The organism is Pseudomonas sp. NPDC088322 (genome assembly GCF_044740745.1).
Taxonomy (GTDB): Bacteria; Pseudomonadota; Gammaproteobacteria; order Pseudomonadales; family Pseudomonadaceae; genus Aquipseudomonas; species Aquipseudomonas shirazensis.
Window position 1 is genome coordinate 507,917 of record NZ_JBIURK010000001.1, and the last position, 18,681, is coordinate 526,597.

The following is an 18,681-nucleotide window of genomic DNA, read 5'->3' on the forward strand; positions in this document are numbered from 1 at the left end:
CAGGCCCGGCGCGACAAGGCTGTCAGTCGACCCCGACGAAGCCGCCCGTCTGGTGTTGCCACAAGCGTGCATACAAGCCCTGATGGGCAAGCAGTTCGGCGTGGGTGCCGGTCTCGACCACATGGCCCTGGTCAAGTACGACCAGTCGATCCATGCGCGCGATGGTCGACAGTCGGTGGGCAATGGCGATCACCGTCTTGCCCTGCATCAGCGTCTCCAGGCTCTCCTGAATAGCCGCTTCCACCTCTGAGTCGAGTGCCGAGGTGGCTTCGTCCATGATCAGGATCGGCGCGTTCTTCAGCAGTACTCGGGCAATCGCGATGCGCTGGCGCTGGCCACCCGAGAGCTTGACCCCGCGCTCGCCCACATGCGCATCGAAGCCAGTGCGGCCCTGCGAGTCGGACAACTGGCCGATGAAGTCATCGGCCCTGGCCCCGCGCACAGCGGCCCAGACTTCCTCGTCGGTCGCGTCGGGCCTGCCGTACAGCAGGTTGTCGCGGATCGAGCGGTGCAGTAAGGAGGTGTCCTGGGTGATCATGCCGATCTGTGCGCGCAGGCTGGCCTGGTTGACCTCGGCGATGTTCTGCCCGTCGATCAGGATGCGCCCGCTTTCAACGTCGTACAGACGCAGCAGCAGGTTGACCAGAGTCGACTTGCCGGCGCCGGACGGGCCGATCAGACCGATCTTCTCACCCGGACGAATATCCAGGTTCAGGCCATCGATGACCTTGCGACCCTTGCCATAGTTGAAGCCGACGTTGTCGAAGCGCACCGCGCCGCGCGTCACTTCAAGCGCTGGTGCCTGCGCCTGATCGGTGACCGTGACCGGCTGGGCAATGGTCTGCAGGCCGTCCTGAACCATGCCGATGTTCTCGAAGATGCCGTTGACCACCCACATGATCCAGCCCGACATGTTGATGATGCGGATCGCCAGGCCGGTCGCGAGGGCAATGGCACCCACGGTAATCAGCGAGTTGCTCCACAGCCACAGCGCCAGGCCGGTGGTGGTGACTACCAGCAAACCGTTGAGCGTGGTGATGACCACATCCATGCTGGTGATCACGCGCGAGGCCAGCTGGGTTTTCTCGGTCTGCTCGCTGATCGCTTCACGGGCATACTGCTGCTCGTAGTCGGTATGGGCAAACAGCTTGAGGGTAGTGATGTTGGTGTAGCCGTCGACGATCCGACCCATCAGCTTGGAGCGCGCATCCGAAGACACCACCGCTCGCGCCTTGACCCGTGGCACGAAGTAGCAAAGTGCGCCGATGTAGCAGGCGATCCACACCAGCAGCGGTACCATCAGGCGCCAGTCGGCCTCGGCGAACAGCACCAGCGCACTGATCGCGTAGATCAGCACGTGCCACAGCGCATCCACCGCCTGCACCGCCGAGTCGCGCAGCGAGTTGCCGGTCTGCATGATGCGCTGGGCGATGCGCCCGGCGAAGTCGTTCTGGAAGAAGTTCATGCTCTGCTTGAGCACGTAGTTGTGGTTTTGCCAGCGGATCATGCTGGTCATGCCCGGGCTGATGGTCTGGTGCACCAGCAGGTCATGCAGGCCGAAGAACAGCGGCCTGATCAGCAGCACCACCACCAGCATCCACAGCAGCTCGGCGCCGTGCAGGCTGAAGAAGTTCGGGTCCGGGGTGCCCTGGGCGAGGTCGATGATCCGGCTCAGGTAGCCGAACATCGCCACCTCGATCAGCGCTGCGACCAGGCCGACGATCAGCAGGGCAACGAAGCTCGGCCAGACCTGACGCAGGTAGTACAGGTAGAAGGCCCACACCGTACTTGGTGGAGCCTCGCTCGGAGCATCACGGAAGATATCGATGAGCTTTTCGAAACGGCGGTACAGCATGGGCATTGCAACTCCTGTTCTACCCGACCGCAGGCAGTATCACGTCCCTGTGAAACCAGCGGTCAGTCGATGCGTTTGGCGGACTTGATGAACACCGGGTCAGCCGGGACATCACGCATGCCTTTTTTCACGGTGGTCTGCGAATTGACGATCTGATCGACCACTTCCATACCCTTGGTGACCTTGCCGAACACTGCATAGCCAGCGTCACGGCCCGGGTCGAGGAAGGCGTTGTCATTCACGTTGATGAAGAACTGGCTGGTGGCCGAGTTAGGGTTGGACGTGCGCGCCATCGACAAAGTGCCGCGGGTGTTGCGCAGGCCATTGCTGGCTTCGTTCTTGATCGGGTCTTTGGTGTCTTTCTGCACCATCTGCTCGGTGAAGCCACCGCCCTGCACCATGAAGCCCGGAATGACCCGGTGGAAGATGGTGTTGTTGTAGAAGCCGCTGTCCACGTACTGCAGGAAGTTCTTGGTGCTGATCGGTGCTTTTTCGGCGTTCAGCTCGATTTCGACCGGACCGAAGCTGGTGTCGAGCAGCACGTGCGGGGTCTTGTCCGAAGCCAGGACGCTAGTGGCAAAAGCAACCGAACAGGCAGCGAGCAGAATTTTTTTCAGCATGGGCTCAAAGATCCTTGAGAGGTGGAAACGCTAGTGAGGAACTGCAGCAGGGTCTGGTTGAAGACCTCGGCTTGATCAAGCGGCGTAGCGTGCCGCGAATCTTCGATTACCGCCAGCCTGGCGTGCGGGATCCGTTCGACGTAACGCTGTTTTAGTTGTACCGGGGTGTAATCGTGGTCGGCGGCGATCACCAGTGTCGGACACTGGATCTGGCCGATGCGTTCCGCCACGCCCCAGTCGACGATGGCGTCGAAGCTCTTCAGGTAGGCGCGCTTGTCGTTGCGCGCCCAGCGCTGGATCATCTTCTCCCGCAGATCAGCCTGCTCGGGTTTGGGGAACAGGCGCGCGGCCAGGCCCTTGCCCACCGTCTCGACACTCAGGGCGCGGGCCAGGGCCCAGCGCTTGGCCCACCAGAGCCAATCGCTGCGGGTGCGCCGTTTGACCTCGGGGGCGCTGTTGACGATACACAGGCTGCGCAACCAGCGCGGGTGATCGACGGCGAACTGAAAGCCGATCATGCCCCCCATCGACAAGCCAACCAGATGCACCGGGCCGGTCTGCAGGTGTTCGAGCAGGGCCAGCAGGTCTTCGCTGAAGGTTGCGATCTGGTAGCCGTCGGTGGGTTTGTCCGAGCGGCCATGGCCGCGGCTGTCGAGCAGGATCACCCGGTAGTGCTGACTCAGCAGCGGCACCTGCAGCTCCCAGTCGAGGCTGCTCGAACCGAGGCCATGCAGCAGCACCAGCGGTTCGCCCTGACCGTATTGCTGGTAGTGCAGGGTGCAGCCTTCATGTTCGAAATAGGCCATGGGCGCGGGTTTCTCAGGCTTGTGGAGGGGCGGCGAAAGGCACGTCCAGTGGCGCGGTGTCGAAGCTGCGCAGCAGATCGATTAGGATCTGCGTGGCCGGGCCGAGGGCTTTCTCTTTGCTCGAGTAAAGGTAGAACAGTGGGTGGCGACTGCCACCTTGATCCAGTTGCAATGGCTTGAGCAGCCCCTCGCGCAGCTCGCGCTCGATCATGTGCCGCGGCAGCCAGGCAAAGCCCAGACCGCTGCCGACAAAGGTCGCGGCGGTGCCCAGGCTACCGACTGTCCAGCGCTGCTCGGCGCCGAGCCAGCCGACATCTTTCGGTTGAGCGCGGCCGGAGTCGCGGATCACCACCTGCAACTGGCTTTCCAGATCCTGGAAGGTGATCTCGCGGCCCAGTCGGTGCAGGCTGTGTTCCGGGTGGGCGACGGCGATGAACTCGACCGAACTCAGCTCGGTGCCCAGGTAACCGCCGATGCTGAAGCTGCTGATGGCAAGGTCGGCGATGCCTTCGTGGAGCACTTCTTCGACCCCGGACAACACCTCTTCGCGCAGGCGCACGCGGCAGCCGCGGCTTTGCGGCATGAACGCGCTCAGTGCGCGCACCAGGCGGGCGCTGGGGTACGCTGCATCGACTACCAGGCGCACCTCGGCTTCCCAGCCTTGTTCCATATGGTGGGCCAGGTCTTCCAGCTGACTGGCCTGCTTGACCAGGTGCCGCGAGCGGCGCAGCAGCACGTTGCCGGCTTCGGTCAGCACGGCCTTGCGCCCGTCGATGCGCAGCAGCGGCACGCCGAGTTGCTCCTGCATGCGCGCCACGGTGTAGCTGACCGACGATTGCGAACGGTGCAGGGCGTCGGCTGCCTGGGCAAACCCGCCGTGGTCGACCACTGCCTGCAGGGTTCGCCACTGATCAAGGGTTACGCGCGGCGCTTTCATCTTCGGCTCCTGTTGTCCTAAGCTGCGCTCTTTCAAGGAGAGCGCCCTGTGAAGAAATATTGTCTGGCTGTCTTGCTGTGCCTGCCATTGAGCGCAATGGCTTACCCGATCGATGTGACCAAGGACATCAGCGGGGTGAAGATCGACTACACCGCCTATGACACTGATCAGGACATCGGCAGCATTACCGTGAACAACTACGGCGAAGTGGCCGCGGCGTGCAAGGTCAGCTTTCGCAACGGCCCGGAAGCGCCTCGCGTGCGGCGCGTCGTGGTGCCGGCAAACAAAAGCGTGGACGTGACCGCGAAGTTCAACCGGCAGATCATCAAGCTGCGCATCGCGCTGAGCTGTCAGCCGCAATAAAACGGATAAATCGATAGATTGGCTCTACTTTTTACGCTTTTTTATCGATAGGTCAACCTCTAATCTCGCCTCCATTGAATCGCACCCCGTTTATGCCAATGGAGGCAGCATGTCCCACGTATTGATCATCGAAAGCAGCGCCCGCCAGCAAGATTCCGTGTCGCGCCAGCTGACCCGCGACTTCATCCAGCAGTGGCAAGCGGCGCATCCTGGCGACCAGATCAATCTGCGCGACGTTGCCGCCAACCCGCTGCCGCACCTTGACGCCGACCTGCTCGGCGGCTGGATGAAGCCTGCGGAGCAACGGTCCATGCCTGAGCAGGAGGCTTTCGAGCGCTCCAACCAGCTGACTGACGAACTGCTCGCCGCCGACGTGCTGGTGATGGCGGCGCCGATGTACAACTTCACCATTCCCAGCACCCTCAAGGCCTGGCTGGACCATGTGCTGCGCGCAGGTATCACTTTCAAGTACACCCCGACCGGACCGCAGGGCTTGCTGCAAGGCAAGCGCGCCATCGTTCTGACTGCCCGTGGCGGCATTCATGCCGGTGCCGGCAGCGATCATCAGGAACCGTACCTGCGTCAGGCCATGGCCTTCATCGGCATTCACGACGTGGAGTTCATCCACGCCGAAGGGCTGAACATGAGTGGTGATTTTCACGAGAAGGGCGTCAACCAGGCCAAGGCCAGGCTGGCCGCGCTGGCGTGAGTCACTGAGGCTTGATGTTGCCCGCTGCAGATCTGTTGCCCAGGGTGGCGCAACCGGCTAAGGTCGCCGCCTTGATTTGCGAGAGAGCACCATGGGCTACCTGATTATCGTCGCGCTGATCCAGGCGTTTTCCTTCAGCCTGATCGGCGAGTACCTGGCCGGCAACGTCGACAGCTACTTCGCCGTGCTGGCGCGGGTGCTATTGGCCGGGCTGGTGTTTCTGCCGCTGACCCGCTGGCGCCAGGTCGAACCGCGCTTTTTGCGCTCGATGCTGCTGATCGGTGCCCTGCAATACGGCGTCACCTACGTCTGCCTGTACCTGAGCTTCCGCGTGCTGACTGTGCCCGAGGTGCTGCTGTTCACCATCCTCACGCCGTTGCACGTGACCTTGATCGAAGACGCCCTGAACCGACGCTTCAACCCTTGGGCGCTGGTGGCTGCACTGGTGGCAGTGGCAGGTGCGGCGGTGATCCGCATGGACAGCATCAGTGGCGAATTCTTCATCGGCTTCCTGCTGCTGCAACTGGCCAACTTCACCTATGCCGCAGGTCAGGTGCTGTATCGCCACCTGATCGCCCGCAACCCTAGCGACTTACCTCACTACAGACGCTTCGGCTACTTCTACCTCGGTGCGCTGCTGGTGGTGCTGCCCGCGTTTCTGCTGTTCGGCAATGCCCAGCGCCTGCCGAGCACCGATGTGCAGTGGCTGGTGCTGTTGTTCCTGGGGCTGGTGCCGACGGCGCTGGGGCTGTACTGGTGGAACAAGGGCGCCTGCCTGGTTTCTGGCGCAACGCTTGCGGTGATGAACAACCTGCATGTGCCAGTGGGCTTGCTGCTCAACCTGCTGATCTGGAACCAGCACGAGCCGCTTGGGCGCTTGCTGATAGGTGGCTTGATCATTCTGGCCTCGGTCTGGCTCAGCCGGCTGGGCAGCAATCACGCTGCGCCAGCCGTTGGCGGGGTCAGGCGATAGCCTGACCTTGATAGCGCTCGGCGACGACGGACTGGCGAATCTCTGCCAGCAAGCCTTGCCGGGCAAGCTGCAGCGCATCCCAGCGTGCAGCGTCCTGCAGGGGCGGGATGGTCACCGGCTCGCGGCGGTCGAAGCCGACCAGGGCAGCGTCGACCAGCTCGCCCACGGCCATCACCTCAGTCAGGGTATTGATGTCGATACCGGCACGATCCCAGATTTCCGTGCGTGTCGCCGCAGGCAGAACCGCCTGGACATAGACGCCCTTGGGCGCCAGTTCAAGGCTCAGCCCCTGTGACAGGAACAACACGAACGCCTTGGTCGCGCCGTACACGCTCATGCCGAATTCCGGCGCCAGGCCCACCACAGAACCGATATTGATGATTGCGCCGCTGCCGGCCTGCGCCAGCCGTGGCGCGATCGCGCTGGCCAGTCGAACCAGGGCGGTGGTGTTCAACGCGACCAGGTTGGCCACGCTGTCCGTTGATTGCTCGATAAAGCTGCCGGATTGCGCGGCGCCGGCGTTGTTGACGAGCAGGGTGATGCTGCTGTCATCGCGCAAGCGGGCTTCGACGGTCGCCAGGTCGCTGCTTTGCGTCAAGTCAGCCTGAATCACATCGATGGCCACGGCATATTGCTGGCTCAGCGTTGCGGCGAGGGCATCCAGGCGGGTCTTGTCACGGGCTACCAACACCAGATCATGGCCGCGCTGGGCGAAGCGCTCGGCGTAGGTTGCGCCGATGCCAGAAGAAGCGCCGGTGATCAGTACGGTTTCAGCATTGTTCATGGACGAGTACTCAAGGTGAGTGGCTGTTGGAACAGTCAGATGGGGAAGCGGTTTATGATGTCGATCGCAATCAAAACTGTCAACGGTTTTGATTATGGTCGACATCAGAGTATGCTGGGCCATCGTTACGAAGTCCCCGAGGCGCCCCATGAAGATCACCAAGACGCAATCACTCGCTAATCGCGCGCATATCGTCGAGACGGCTTCGCAGCTGTTTCGTGAACGCGGCTACGACGGTGTGGGTGTGGCCGAGCTGATGGCCACTGCCGGGTTCACGCAAGGGGGGTTCTACAAGCACTTTGGCTCAAAGGCCGACCTGATGGCCGAAGCGGCAGCGCTCAGCCTGGAGAGGTCTGCCGCCGGTGCGTGCACTATTGGCCTGGAGGAGTTCGTCAATCGCTACGTCTCCCGCGCCCACCGAGATGGCAGAGACACAGGTTGCACCGTTGCAGCCTTGGGTGGCGATGCTGCTCGTCAGTCCGATGAGGTCAAGGCGACCTTCGCCAGCGGCATCGAAAAGACCCTTGCAGCCCTTGAAGAGAAGTACCGGGCGGGGGCAGGGGCGACGCCCGAGCAGGCGCGCGCGAAGGTCGTGAGCCTGTTTACTCATGCCGTGGGTGCCGTCATGTTGTCGCGGGCGTGCCCGGATGACTCAGCGCTGGCAGATGAAATACTGCAAGCGTGCCGGGCCGAGCTGCTGGATGCGCTGGCTGCCGACTGAGCAAGGCTTGCGCGGCTGCGCAAACCTTGCGGTCATTTTCTCGGTGATCAGCTGGCGTGGTGCGGCAGCGGTGACAAGCCACTGCTCTTGATCGCCGCATCTGCCTGAGGCGAAGCGAGGTATTCAAGCAGTGCCTTGGCCGCTGCCTGATGCTGGCTTTTGCTGACCATGGCGCCGGAATACATGGTCATCTTCTGTGCCTCGGCCGGGATCAAGCCAACGATGTTGATGCCCGGTACCGGCTTGAGTTCGCTGAGCTGCTGAAAGCCGATCTGCGCCTGCCCGCGAGCGATCACTGCACCGACCGGTTCGGCCGGGATCATGTGGGCTTTGGCATCGAACTCCGACCCCAGCTGCATACGTGGGAACAACGTCCTGGACAGATAAACACCGCTGGCGCTGTCCGAATAGGCGACCGATTTGCTCTCCACCAGCACCTTGCGCAGGTTCTGCATCGTGCTGATGTCCGGCTTCGGCTCGCCTCGACGCACGGCCATGGCAATGAACGATTTGCCCAGGTCGACGCGGCTGGCCTTGTCTGCCTGGCCGTCAGCGACCAGCGTGTCCAGCGCCGAGCCGACCATCAGGACCACGTCAGCATCCTCACCCTTGGCCAGCCTGTTGGGGATCGCCTGCGGGGTGTCGCCCATCGACGGCGCCGCCAGAACATTCAGTTTGACCCCGAACTTTTTCTGGTAAGCCGGCGCCACTTCGCGAATCGCACCCATGATGCCGCCCGAGCTGAGCACGGTAAGGGTGTTCGCGTCGCCAGGTACGGCTTCAGTTGCCGAGCACGTGAAGGTGGCCAGCAACAGTGCCGCGCAGGACATCGTTCGAAGCATGGGAATGTTCTCCGGAGCAAAAGAATCCAGATTACTGAGGCGCAGCCCCCGGTTCAGTTAACGGGCCGTGAAGGATGTTTCATGTTCTGAGCAAGCGGCGTGAACGACTATTGCCTATGTCGGTACAGCAGGGCAGACGCTGCGGCATCGGGCACTGGCTTGCGAGGTGATAAATCGCGGGCAAAAGAAAGCCCGCTGCTAGGCGGGCAAGTTCAATCACACGTAGGGATAGCTAGAGATTGCGCCCCTTGCCGTGAAAATTAAGTGAAAGTGAAGTCAACACGCCGTCAGATTTCACACACCAGTCCGATGCCAGCTGTAGCGTTCAAATGGCTGCAGATTCAGCCTCTGAAGTAGGGTTTGGATATAGCGATTGATAACAAAGACGCATCAATCCATGAAAATTAAACACTAACTGTTTCAAAATGTGTCCCGCATACTCTAGTTTAGAGCGTAACAAGCATTTCAAGAATATCGCTGGAGATCCGTCATGCATGCTTCATCCCCCGCTGCGGGCACTGCCCGTTCCCGCGCCGCAGCCGTGTTCCGCGTCACCTCGGGTAATTTTCTCGAGCAGTTCGACTTCTTCCTGTTCGGCTTCTACGCCACTCAGATTGCGACCGCATTCTTTCCTGCGGCGAGTGAATTCGCTTCCCTGATGATGACCTTTGCGGTGTTCGGCGCGGGCTTCCTCATGCGCCCGCTGGGCGCCATTGTGCTCGGTGCCTACATCGATGACGTGGGCCGGCGCAAAGGTTTGATCGTGACCCTGTCGATCATGGCCAGCGGTACGCTGTTGATCGTGCTGGTGCCCGGATACGCCAGCATTGGCCTGTGGGCACCGGCCCTGGTCTTGCTCGGACGGCTGCTGCAGGGCTTCTCGGCTGGCGCCGAATTGGGCGGGGTGTCGGTCTACCTGTCGGAAATGGCCACGCCTGGGCGCAAGGGCTTCTACACCAGCTGGCAGTCCGGCAGCCAGCAAGTGGCGATCATCGTTGCCGCAGCACTGGGCTACGGCTTGAACCAGTGGTTGGCGCCTGAGCAGATCAGTGAATGGGGCTGGCGCGTACCGTTTGCCGTGGGTTGCATGATCATCCCGTTCATCTTCCTGCTGCGGCGCAGCCTGCAGGAAACCGAAGAGTTCGCCAATCGCGCCCATCGTCCGACCATGAAGCAGGTGGTGGCAACACTGGCCAGCAACTGGGGTGTTGTCATCGGCGGCATGTTGATGGTGGCAATGACCACCAGCGCGTTCTACCTGATCACCGTGTATGCACCGACCTTCGGCAAGACCGTACTCAACCTGACCACCACCGACGCCTTGCTGGTGACGCTGCTGGTCGGCGTATCGAACTTCTTCTGGTTGCCCATCGGCGGCATGCTCAGCGACCGCTTCGGGCGCAAGCCGATGATGATAGCGATGACCGTGCTGACGCTGTTCACCGCTTACCCGGCGCTGTCGTACCTGGCTCAGGCAGCGAGCTTCTCGCACATGCTTGAAGTGCTGCTGTGGTTCTCGTTCCTCTATGCGCTCTACAACGGTGCAATGATCCCGGCGCTGACCGAGATCATGCCGGTCGAGGTGAAAGTGGCCGGGTTCTCGCTGGCTTACAGCCTGGCCACGGCGTTGTTTGGCGGCTTCACCCCAGCCATGTCGACCTGGCTGATCCACCTCACCGGTGACAAGGCTGCGCCGGCGTACTGGGTAACCTTCGCTGCTGGCTGCGCGTTGTGTACCACGCTGGTGTTGTACCGCCGGGTCAAGACCGCTCAGCCACACGCGGCGGTTTGATCGGGTTGTGATGACGCCTGGCGGCTCAGCTGCCAGGCATCAGCCCGCGCGTGGCGCTGCAGGTTACCGGGTGGCGGCAGGGTGCCTATGATACGCCGAACTGACGGCGCCTGGCCTGACGAGAATCGCTGGCAAAAGAAAGCCCGCTGCTAGGCGGGCTAAGGTCTATCACGTAGGGATGGGTATAGACTGCCAAGTCGCTCGTGAAAACTAAGTGAAAGGCTGGTCAACGGCGTGTCAGACCTGCGCCCCTTTTGCCTCGGATGCCTCTGGAGAATCGCCATGGCTGATGCAAGCAACGATGATCGTCCCGTGTACCAGGCCGCCTGCCATTGCGGCACTGTGCAGTTTTCAGTGCGCTTGACCGATGGTGTGCGTACTGCGCGCCGGTGCAACTGCTCGCTCTGCCGTATGCGCGGTGCCGTTGCGGTATCAGCCAACCTGGACGATATCACCGTCACCCAAGGGCAAGAGGCGCTCACGCTTTATCAGTTCCACACGCGTGAAGCCAAGCACTACTTCTGCTCCAAGTGTGGCATCTACACCTTCCATCAGCGCCGTTCTGCGCCTGATCAGTACGGGGTCAATGTGGCCTGTATTGAAGGCATGAGCCCGTTTGATTTCCCTGAGGTGACTGTCAGTGATGGCCGCACTCACCCTAAAGACCGCTTAGATGGGGGCTCGCGAGTGGCAGGCTGGCTGCGCTACGAGAGCAATCCTGAGTGATTATCCAGCTTGTCTACTCGGCTTCCGAAACTGGCGGATGATCGATGCGATCAGCGTGGACAGCTCGCTGCCCTGCTCGGGCTGCGTCTGCAGCAGCTTCAAGCCTGCGCAGCGATACTGGCTTTGCTTTGGAACATGGCGGTGTCAGCCTTGAAAATCAAATCGTCGAGGTCTTCACCATCTTCCGGATACCACGCCACCCCTAGGCTGGCGCTAACCTTGATTTGGCTGTTTGCCCATGGAATGGGCAAGGCGACGGCTTCGCAGATTTCCCCGGTGACGCGCTGGATATCGTTTCGGTGATGCGCGCCGTCGAGCAGCACGACAAATTCATCACCGCCCATGCGCGCCGCTATTTCAAACTCGCAAATATTGGATTTTATTGCCGAGGCTGCGTGGATCAGCATGGCATCGCCCGCCTGGTGGCCATAACGATCATTGATCTGCTTGAAGTGATTCAAGTCGATATAGCACAAGGCCAGATGCTCTCCACGCTTTCTTGCGTCGAGCAGCCTCTGACTAGCGAAGGGAATAAAACTATTTCGATTTGGTAAGCCAGTCAGGCTGTCATAGAAAGCCAGCTTGTGTACTTCCTCTTGGGCGAGTTTGCGCAACTTTATCTCGTTGCGTAGATGGCGCTGGGCATTCAACAGAATCAGAGCGAACATCAGGACAAGCGCAGAGCCGATGCTGACCAGAACAATGGTCTTGCGCAGTCGCTCGACGAGTTGCGGCGGGTTGGGGTCGTAGATGAAGTTTTCCAATCCGGCAATACTGTCGACCATGCCCAGTTCGAGGAAAGTCTCAGCCATACGTTGCCAGCGCCCTGGGTTCATATGACCGATCTCGATCAGGTCAGATACCACCAGCGGACGCATGGCCTCAGCTTCGAATTGCAAGTGCGCGCGACTTTTCTCCACCGAATACTGATTGAGCAGCAGGTCTATGATTTGCTCTGGGTTATCCATCGCGTAGCGCCAGCCGCGCAGCGTGGCGCGGCGGAAGGCCTCGACGCGCTGCGGATGCTCGTCAATCTCGGCCTGGCTGGTGAACAGGATGTCGCTGTAGAAGTCGATCCCGTAAGTAACGGGCGAGATGATGTTGTATGCCACGCCCCGTTCTTGCAGGTAGAAGGGCTCGTTGGTCAGGTATGAGTTGAACGCCGTCACTTTACCGCTGGCCAGATCCCCAATTTGAAAACTGCTGGGTATCAGCTGTAGTTTTTCGAGGGATATACCTTCGCTACGGAACATCGCCAGAAAATCGGCATCTGTCTGCGCATTCATCAGCATCAACGGCTTGCCGATCAGGTCGTGCACAGTGCGAACGCCTTGGTCTGTACGAGCCACGAGCACGGAAGGTGAGTGCTGAAAAATCACCGCCAGAGCTACCAAGGGCTTTCCATGCAGGCGTGCGTAGAGCAATTCACTATTGGCTTCGCCGTACTGGGCACGCCCAGAGAGCACTTCTTCGACCGGTGTGACATTGGGGCCGCCTTCGTGCAAGCGCACGTCCAGCCCTTCTTCCTGGTAATAGCCCTGAGCGATGGCGGCGTAGTAGCCCGCGAACTGGAACTGATGTTTCCAACGTAGCTGTACATCAATCACTTGCGCAGCACTATTCTCTTGAGTGACAGGGCTCGCCCACGCAGCCTGAGCCGAGAGCAGCACAAAACACAGCAGTCGACGCAGCCGAACCAGCAGAACTCTCTCCGGCCGGTCGAGCGCGTTAGAACAGCAACGGAGGCTGGGCATCGTGAAGGTCCGTTAATCGCGCTCGTGGTTGAGCGTGCAAGGCGTTGCAGGGCATGGGTCGGCATTGTGACATCGCGCATGCAGGGCCAGCAATCGCCAGCCACGATAACCAAAGCGGCCGTTATCCTCGCTTCGGCGTGGCTGGAGCGTGCTTCCGTACAACAGGCAACTACTGGCCAAAAGGGGTCGGTCGGGCCCGACAGCTTTCGACCCCAAGCGGCTGTTCGCCCAGGCCGGCTAAGGGTTAATAGCTGCCACCTACACACCACTGCTACCCTTTCGCTGAATTTGGATCGACGCGTAAGGAGGGAAAATGTTGAAGGATGCCTACCGCTATAAAGTGTGGGCCGATGAGCGCACCTTGGCCGCTTTGGCAGACTTTGAAGGAAAGGGCCAGGCCACGCCAGCGTTCGAATTCATGCGCCAACAGCTCAACCATATGGTCATAGTCGAGGAATTGTTCAAAGCTCGCCTGCTGGGCGAGCAAGCGCCGCATCCTGCAACTAATACCGCGGTCATTCCTGATCTGCACGCCCTCACACAGCGCCTGACCGCATGCGATGCGTGGGCCACCGATTACCTGGCGCGCATTACCCCGACGGAGCTTTGCAGCACTGTAAGTTTTGTGTTTTCGGATGGGCAGCATGGGGCGTTGACGCGCCAGGAAATCCTCTTCCACCTCATCAACCACGGCACCTATCACCGGGGCGCGATTGGCCATGCGCTTGATCTGGTCGGAGGCAAACGTCCGGCTGATACCTACACCGTGTTCATTCATGGCGCCGAACCGCAGCGTCGCCAGTCGGCATCTGGATAGACGCGACATCTAGTGTTTCGAGATCTTCTGCTGGTGTCAGCGAAAGCCAGAGGGGAGCATGACTCGCGGCAACCGACGCCGAGTTTGAGCTGATCAACTACTACTTTCAGTCGTCCAGCGAAGGAGAAGGTCTCGAGATCGAAACACACTGAATCTGACCGCTTCGGCATTAAATCCAATGTCCGCAATCTACCCATAGCGGCCATTCGCGGAAGACAGTTACCGACCAGAGGCGGACGCTCAAGACTGGTTCCTTTCGGCCAATTGCTGCCATTCGGCCCCGTTTTGGGGGCAGACGAGAATGTTAAAAATGAATCGCCCCGAGTTTCATAGATGCCTTCGAGCCTCAGGGATGTAAGCGTGCGGCGAACTCACCTTGAGTAAGTCAGGCCGATACTTGCCGGCACTGATGCTGCAGCAACTGCTCCCTCTCGCTGGCCGGCTGCGTTGGCAGCCGCGTCAGCAATCCTTTGAGCCAGTAGGCATATAGATCATGCCCAGTGATGTGAGCCAAATGGATCAGACTATCGATCCTCGCCGCCCAACCGAGTTGTTCAGTTGTAACTCCAGCGCATTGTAAGCTCCTGCTGCCCCGTAACTGGATCATGCGACTCAGCAACAGTTGAAAAACCGCAAGCCTGATAAAATGCTATTGCTCGTTCGTTGGCACTATAGACATTCAGTTCAAGAGCCGTACGTAAGCGCTTGGCCTCTTGCAGTAGCTGTCGCCCCAACCCACGCCCTTGGGCGTGAGAACTGACAAACAACGCTTCTAGACGATTCTCATGCAACGACATAAAACCAAGTACCCGACCGTCGCCTTCAATTACAAAATTTTCGGCTTGTGGTAGGTAATGGTCGCGCATGGCACCTAATTGCTCCCGCCAGAACGCTTCAGGAATAAAATCATGTGCCTTGATTGAAGCGTCCAGCCACAGATCGAGGACATGGTTAATGTCGCAAGGTTGATAACGCCGGATCATACTGAATTCCTATTTAATGTTGTATTAGTGTCTGAGCAGCGTACATTGCGCAGCTAAAATGGCGCCCACTTGTGCGGCAGCAACTGCTCTATCTTGCTGTCCCGCTGTGTCGGCAGCCCCGTCAGCACATCTTTGAGATAGGCATACGGATCATGCCCATTCATGCGCGCCGATTGGATCAGGCTCATGATTGCAGCCGCCCGTTTGCCACTGCGCAACGACCCGGCAAACAGCCAGTTCGAGCGTCCGAGTGCCCATGGCCGTATCTGGTTCTCGACCTGGTTATTGTCGATGGGCACGGCCCCATCTTCCAGGTAGCGCGTCAGCGCTACCCAGCGTTTCAGTCTGTAGTCGAGGGCTTTGGCCGTGGCTGATCCATTGGGCACCAGGTCGCGCTGGGCCAACATCCAGTCATGCAGTGCTTTGCTGATCGGTACCGCCCTCTCCTGACGTATTCGCCAACGGTCTTCGTTGCTCATGTCCCGAGCCTGGCGTTCAACCTCGTACAAACCGCCAATTGAGTGCAGCGCCTGTTCGGCCAGCTGGCTTTTGTTAGCGACATGCAGGTCGAAGAACTTGCGGCGAGCATGAGCCATGCAGCCGATTTCAGTGATGCCTTGTTCAAAACCAGCTTTGTAGCCAGCGAAGTCATCGCAGACCAACTTGCCGCTCCAGGGGCCCAGGAAGTTACGCGCATGTTCGCCGGCACGGCTTGGGCTGAAGTCATACACCACTGCTTTCAGTGCCGAGAACGGCGTGCTGCTGTAGGCCCAGACGTAGGCCCGATGGGTTTTCTTCTCGCCTGGCGCAAGCATTTGAACCGGTGTTTCGTCAGCGTGAATCACGCCCTGCTTCAGCACCGCTTTACGCAGAGCATCGACCAGTGGCTGGAGTCGCACACCGGTTTGTCCGACCCACTGGGCCAAGGTCGAGCGAGCGATTGCCAGCCCGGCGCGACCAAAGATTTTCTCCTGCCGGTAGAGCGGCAAGTGATCGGCGAACTTGGCCACCATCACGTGGGCCAACAGGCCTGCGGTTGGAATACCTTTGTCGATGACCTGCGCGGGCACTGGCGCCTGAGTCAGAGTTTCGCACTGACGGGAGGCCCACTTGCCACGCACATGTTGCTCGACCGTGATCACGCCTGGCGTGTAATCCAGCTTTTCGCTGACATCTTCGCCGATGCGCTGAAGTTGGCAGCCACAGGCGCAATGGGTGTTTTCTGGCTCGTGATGAATCACGGTGCGCGGAAACTGCGGCGGCAATGGAGCACGTTTGGCGATTGCCGTGGCTCGGCCTGCGAAGCGGGGAGAAGCTGTTTTAGCTCGGCCTCAATAGCTTCAAGGTCTGTGTCGAGCAAGTCATCCAGCAAGCTGCCTTGCGCTGGGCTAATTTGCTCGCTGCGCTTGGCAAATTTGTGACGTTTGAGCAGGGCGATTTCGAACTTGAACTGTTCGATGAGGAATTCATCGTTCTGGATCTTCCTGCTCATCGCCTCGACTTGGGACTGCAACTGCAACGCCTGTGCCGCCAAGGCACGAAGCTGTTCCGGGGTCATCTGGTCGAGGTTGGGCGAGAAAGTCATGCCGCCGATTGTGCCAGAGCAGGCCCGAAACGACGACAAGCAGGCCGGTCAAATGGCAGGCGATTACAGCATGCTGATCACGCCACCCGCGCCGACTCGCTGCCACGGCAAACCCAGTACCAACGCCTGGAGTTGTTCGCTGTCGAGTTCGACCTCGCAGCCGTGGCGAATACCGGGCCAGTGAAACTTGCCTTGATAGGCGCCGCGCGGCAAGCCAGACGCCCACGCCATCGTGCACCAACACTTTCATCCGGTTAGCCCGGCGGTTGGCGAACAGGTAAGCGCAGTGCGGCTTCGCCGCACCGAACACCGCGATCACCCGAGCTGCGGCTTTTAGCGGAACGAATGCCGGTAGTGAAGTCGCTGCGGGCTGGTCTCGATAGAGCGGCATCCATTTGCGGATGACATTGGCATTGATGGCGTGGCTGATTGCGACACTGGACACGGTTGCGCTAGGTTGCAGGCATTCCTGAACGACCTGGGCTTTGAATGGTTTCGGATAAGAGCTTCGTTTGCGCATGGAAATCCTGGCGATAAGGGTGATCGCGTCCGCTTAAAAATACGCGGACACCATCGCCCTTAATGCTGGAGTTCGGAAGGTGAGTTCGCTGGACGCTTACTCAGGGATACCAGCCCAGTCCCAGTGGGACTGTCCGCTTTCGGCCGATTTCTGCCCTCCTTGAAGGGCAGCTATGGGTCGAAAGCGGTCATCCTCGACCCTCTGGTTTAGACACTTCACAGCCAGTCGTGTAAGGCTGCAATTACTTCTGCTCCATATGCGGATCCATACCTTCCACCAGCGCCGTTCTGCGCCATATTAGTACGGGGTCAATGCGGCTTGTATCGAACGCTCTGACCAAAAATCGCAGGCAAAAGAAAGCCCGCTGCTAGGCGGGCCAAGGTCTATCACGTAGGGATGGCTATAGATTGCCAAGCCGCTCGTGAAAACTAAGTGAAATGTAGGTCAACGCAGCGTCAGACCTGCGATTTAGCGAAAGTCATCGCGCCTTACGCCTCACTCATCGCTTCCAACCGCCGCGGCGCCGGCTCAGGCGCCGCACGCCCGGCCAGGCCAATCCGCATGTCATTACCACTCGGCTGCTGATAAACACTCAGGCCGAACTCCGGCAGCACCGCCAGCAGATAGTCGAACACATCGCCCTGAATCCGCTCGTACTCGGCCCACGCGGTCGTGCGGGTAAAGCAGTAGATTTCCAGCGGCACGCCTTCGGCGGTGGGCTGCATCTGGCGGACCATGCAGGTCATGTTCGGGTGCACGTCGGGGTGGGCTTTCAGGTAGGCCAGGGCAAACGCGCGGAAGGTGCCGATGTTGGTCAGCTTGCGGCGGTTGGCCGAGAGGTCGGCGACCAGGCCCTGGGCTTCGTTCCAGTCCTGCAGCTCTTTGCGCTTGCTTGCCAGGTAGTCGCCCAGCAGGCGTACGCCGGCCAGGCGCTGCTCTTCTTCGAGGGTGAGGAAGCGTACGCCGGCGGCGTCGATGAACACGCTGCGTTTGATCCGGCGGCCGCCGGATTGCTGCATGCCGCGGTAGTTGCGGAACGACTCGCTCATCAGGCGCCAGGTGGGGATGGAGACGATGGTCTTGTCGAAGTTCTGCACCTTGACCGTGTGCAGGGTGATGTCGACCACGTCACCGTCGGCGCCGACCTGAGGCATTTCGATCCAGTCGCCGACATGCAGCATGTCGTTGCTGGTCAGCTGCACGCTGGCGACGAACGACAGCAGGGTGTCCTTGTAGACCAACAGGAGCACCGCCGACATGGCGCCCAGACCCGACAGCAGCAGCAATGGCGAGCGGTCAATCAGGGTGGCGATGATGACGATGATGCTGAATACCCACAGCACCATCTTGGCCAGCTGCACGTAGCCTTTGATCGAGCGGGTGCGGGCGTGTTCGGTGCGCGCATAGATGTCGAGCAGGGCATCGAGCAGGCATGCCAGCGCCAAGGTCATGAACAGCAGGGTGAAGGCCAGCGCGACGTTGCCCAGGAAGTGCTGGGCGGTGGCGCCGAGCTCCGGCACCAGCTTCAGGCCGAACTGGATGATCAGCGACGGCGTGGTTTGCGCGAGGCGATGAAATACCTTGTTGTGGCGCAGGTCGTCGAACCACCTGAGGGCTTGTTGGCGGGCCAGCAGGCGGCTGGCATGCAGCACCAGAAACCGCGCCAGGCGGCCGAGAATCAGCGATACCAGCAGCAGTACACCCAGGCCAATGGCGGCGTGCAAGGTTGGGTGTTGGTCGAGAGTGCCCCAGAGATCAAGGGCGTTGAACCAGAGTCGTTGAATGTCCATAGGCTAAAAAAGCGGTCTGTATTGCGGAACGAGGGTCAATTAGAGCGCGGATCGGGGCAAAGTTGCCAAAAGAAATTCGGTTCTGGCGGCGGAAAACGGTACCC

17 protein-coding genes and 2 pseudogenes are annotated in these 18,681 nt (G+C 60.1%); 7 read left to right on the forward strand and 12 right to left on the reverse strand.

From position 1 onward, the window contains the following. Positions 1 to 22 precede the first annotated feature (22 nt). The 4 genes from ACIOAU_RS02415 to ACIOAU_RS02430 all read right to left on the reverse strand — a co-directional run bounded on the left by ACIOAU_RS02415 (position 23) and on the right by ACIOAU_RS02430 (position 4,218). Positions 23 to 1,855, reverse strand: a complete 1,833-nt coding sequence (locus ACIOAU_RS02415) for an ABC transporter ATP-binding protein (RefSeq protein WP_401180158.1) — start codon at positions 1,853 to 1,855, stop codon at positions 23 to 25. 62 nt (positions 1,856 to 1,917) lie between these two features. After that, positions 1,918 to 2,475, reverse strand: coding sequence for a peptidylprolyl isomerase (locus tag ACIOAU_RS02420; RefSeq protein WP_101317577.1), 558 nt, complete (start codon positions 2,473 to 2,475; stop codon positions 1,918 to 1,920). Beyond that, positions 2,469 to 3,281, reverse strand: coding sequence for an alpha/beta fold hydrolase (locus tag ACIOAU_RS02425; RefSeq protein ID WP_401179723.1), 813 nt, complete (start codon positions 3,279 to 3,281; stop codon positions 2,469 to 2,471). The genes ACIOAU_RS02420 and ACIOAU_RS02425 overlap by 7 nt, the downstream gene beginning before the upstream one ends. Positions 3,282 to 3,294: 13 nt before the next feature. Beyond that, entirely contained in the window at positions 3,295 to 4,218 is a 924-nt protein-coding gene (locus tag ACIOAU_RS02430; protein WP_103436513.1) for a LysR family transcriptional regulator, read from the reverse strand. 48 nt (positions 4,219 to 4,266) lie between these two features. Here ACIOAU_RS02430 and ACIOAU_RS02435 point away from each other — a divergent pair, with 48 nt between their 5' ends. From ACIOAU_RS02435 to ACIOAU_RS02445, 3 genes are all read left to right on the forward strand, one after another. Continuing rightward, a complete protein-coding gene (locus ACIOAU_RS02435) occupies positions 4,267 to 4,581 on the forward strand; it encodes a 3-phosphoglycerate kinase (protein ID WP_101317583.1) in 315 nt (104 codons plus the stop codon). Positions 4,582 to 4,690: 109 nt separating this feature from the next. Further along, positions 4,691 to 5,290 carry an FMN-dependent NADH-azoreductase gene (locus ACIOAU_RS02440; RefSeq protein WP_101317585.1) on the forward strand — a complete coding sequence of 200 codons (600 nt, stop codon included), beginning with the start codon at positions 4,691 to 4,693 and terminating at the stop codon, positions 5,288 to 5,290. 91 nt (positions 5,291 to 5,381) lie between these two features. Further along, a complete protein-coding gene (locus tag ACIOAU_RS02445; RefSeq protein ID WP_401179728.1) occupies positions 5,382 to 6,263 on the forward strand; it encodes a carboxylate/amino acid/amine transporter in 882 nt (293 codons plus the stop codon). Here ACIOAU_RS02445 and ACIOAU_RS02450 read toward each other — a convergent pair. Beyond that, positions 6,253 to 7,047: an SDR family NAD(P)-dependent oxidoreductase gene (locus tag ACIOAU_RS02450; protein WP_401179731.1), complete on the reverse strand. Its 795-nt coding sequence runs from the start codon at positions 7,045 to 7,047 to the stop codon at positions 6,253 to 6,255. The genes ACIOAU_RS02445 and ACIOAU_RS02450 overlap by 11 nt on opposite strands. A 148-nt stretch (positions 7,048 to 7,195) precedes the next feature. Between ACIOAU_RS02450 and ACIOAU_RS02455 the strand changes: the two genes are divergently transcribed. Further along, the gene (locus tag ACIOAU_RS02455; RefSeq protein ID WP_401179734.1) at positions 7,196 to 7,768 is read left to right on the forward strand and encodes a TetR/AcrR family transcriptional regulator; all 573 of its coding nucleotides are present in this window, start codon (positions 7,196 to 7,198) and stop codon (positions 7,766 to 7,768) included. A 47-nt stretch (positions 7,769 to 7,815) separates the two neighbouring features. Here the strand turns inward: ACIOAU_RS02455 and ACIOAU_RS02460 are convergent, their stop codons facing one another. Then, entirely contained in the window at positions 7,816 to 8,610 is a 795-nt protein-coding gene (locus ACIOAU_RS02460) for a substrate-binding domain-containing protein (protein WP_401179737.1), read from the reverse strand. A 490-nt stretch (positions 8,611 to 9,100) separates the two neighbouring features. Here ACIOAU_RS02460 and ACIOAU_RS02465 point away from each other — a divergent pair, with 490 nt between their 5' ends. Both ACIOAU_RS02465 and ACIOAU_RS02470 read left to right on the forward strand, forming a co-directional pair. Beyond that, positions 9,101 to 10,402 (forward strand): MFS transporter, encoded by a 1,302-nt coding sequence (locus tag ACIOAU_RS02465; protein ID WP_401179740.1) that lies wholly within the window; start codon positions 9,101 to 9,103, stop codon positions 10,400 to 10,402. 282 nt (positions 10,403 to 10,684) lie between these two features. After that, positions 10,685 to 11,128: a GFA family protein gene (locus tag ACIOAU_RS02470; protein WP_188035587.1), complete on the forward strand. Its 444-nt coding sequence runs from the start codon at positions 10,685 to 10,687 to the stop codon at positions 11,126 to 11,128. Positions 11,129 to 11,226: 98 nt separating this feature from the next. Here the strand turns inward: ACIOAU_RS02470 and ACIOAU_RS02475 are convergent, their stop codons facing one another. Then, complete coding sequence (locus ACIOAU_RS02475; protein WP_401179743.1) at positions 11,227 to 12,882, reverse strand: ABC transporter substrate-binding protein; 1,656 nt, start codon at positions 12,880 to 12,882, stop codon at positions 11,227 to 11,229. A 313-nt stretch (positions 12,883 to 13,195) separates the two neighbouring features. On the opposite strand from ACIOAU_RS02475, the gene ACIOAU_RS02480 reads away from it, so the two are divergent. Next, complete coding sequence (locus ACIOAU_RS02480; RefSeq protein ID WP_150571571.1) at positions 13,196 to 13,699, forward strand: DinB family protein; 504 nt, start codon at positions 13,196 to 13,198, stop codon at positions 13,697 to 13,699. Positions 13,700 to 14,253: 554 nt separating this feature from the next. On the opposite strand, the gene ACIOAU_RS02485 is transcribed toward ACIOAU_RS02480, so the two are convergent. The 5 genes and pseudogenes from ACIOAU_RS02485 to ACIOAU_RS02505 form a co-directional block, all read right to left on the reverse strand. After that, positions 14,254 to 14,682: an N-acetyltransferase gene (locus tag ACIOAU_RS02485; RefSeq protein WP_150571569.1), complete on the reverse strand. Its 429-nt coding sequence runs from the start codon at positions 14,680 to 14,682 to the stop codon at positions 14,254 to 14,256. A gap of 53 nt (positions 14,683 to 14,735) precedes the next feature. Beyond that, positions 14,736 to 16,267, reverse strand: a pseudogene (gene tnpC, locus ACIOAU_RS02490) (IS66 family transposase). Between the two features lie 63 nt (positions 16,268 to 16,330). After that, positions 16,331 to 16,498: a transposase gene (locus ACIOAU_RS02495; protein ID WP_224786397.1), complete on the reverse strand. Its 168-nt coding sequence runs from the start codon at positions 16,496 to 16,498 to the stop codon at positions 16,331 to 16,333. Positions 16,499 to 16,502: 4 nt separating this feature from the next. Then, positions 16,503 to 16,787, reverse strand: a pseudogene (locus ACIOAU_RS02500) (transposase); the annotation flags it as partial. A gap of 488 nt (positions 16,788 to 17,275) precedes the next feature. After that, on the reverse strand, positions 17,276 to 18,577 hold the full coding sequence (locus ACIOAU_RS02505) for a mechanosensitive ion channel family protein (protein WP_401179747.1): 1,302 nt from the start codon (positions 18,575 to 18,577) through the stop codon (positions 17,276 to 17,278). Between the last annotated feature and the right edge of the window lie 104 nt (positions 18,578 to 18,681).

Bases quoted from the DNA above. Each gene is read 5' to 3' on its own strand.
- ACIOAU_RS02415 (WP_401180158.1), bottom strand. From the start codon at position 1,855: ATGCTGTACCGCCGTTTCGAAAAGCTCATCGATATCTTCCGTGATGCT.
- ACIOAU_RS02420 (WP_101317577.1), bottom strand. From the start codon at position 2,475: ATGCTGAAAAAAATTCTGCTCGCTGCCTGTTCGGTTGCTTTTGCCACT.
- ACIOAU_RS02425 (WP_401179723.1), bottom strand. From the start codon at position 3,281: ATGGCCTATTTCGAACATGAAGGCTGCACCCTGCACTACCAGCAATAC.
- ACIOAU_RS02430 (WP_103436513.1), bottom strand. From the start codon at position 4,218: ATGAAAGCGCCGCGCGTAACCCTTGATCAGTGGCGAACCCTGCAGGCA.
- ACIOAU_RS02440 (WP_101317585.1), top strand. From the start codon at position 4,691: ATGTCCCACGTATTGATCATCGAAAGCAGCGCCCGCCAGCAAGATTCC.
- ACIOAU_RS02445 (WP_401179728.1), top strand. From the start codon at position 5,382: ATGGGCTACCTGATTATCGTCGCGCTGATCCAGGCGTTTTCCTTCAGC.
- ACIOAU_RS02450 (WP_401179731.1), bottom strand. From the start codon at position 7,047: ATGAACAATGCTGAAACCGTACTGATCACCGGCGCTTCTTCTGGCATC.
- ACIOAU_RS02455 (WP_401179734.1), top strand. From the start codon at position 7,196: ATGAAGATCACCAAGACGCAATCACTCGCTAATCGCGCGCATATCGTC.
- ACIOAU_RS02460 (WP_401179737.1), bottom strand. From the start codon at position 8,610: ATGCTTCGAACGATGTCCTGCGCGGCACTGTTGCTGGCCACCTTCACG.
- ACIOAU_RS02465 (WP_401179740.1), top strand. From the start codon at position 9,101: ATGCATGCTTCATCCCCCGCTGCGGGCACTGCCCGTTCCCGCGCCGCA.
- ACIOAU_RS02470 (WP_188035587.1), top strand. From the start codon at position 10,685: ATGGCTGATGCAAGCAACGATGATCGTCCCGTGTACCAGGCCGCCTGC.
- ACIOAU_RS02475 (WP_401179743.1), bottom strand. From the start codon at position 12,882: ATGCCCAGCCTCCGTTGCTGTTCTAACGCGCTCGACCGGCCGGAGAGA.
- ACIOAU_RS02480 (WP_150571571.1), top strand. From the start codon at position 13,196: ATGTTGAAGGATGCCTACCGCTATAAAGTGTGGGCCGATGAGCGCACC.
- ACIOAU_RS02485 (WP_150571569.1), bottom strand. From the start codon at position 14,682: ATGATCCGGCGTTATCAACCTTGCGACATTAACCATGTCCTCGATCTG.
- ACIOAU_RS02495 (WP_224786397.1), bottom strand. From the start codon at position 16,498: ATGGCGTGGGCGTCTGGCTTGCCGCGCGGCGCCTATCAAGGCAAGTTT.
- ACIOAU_RS02505 (WP_401179747.1), bottom strand. From the start codon at position 18,577: ATGGACATTCAACGACTCTGGTTCAACGCCCTTGATCTCTGGGGCACT.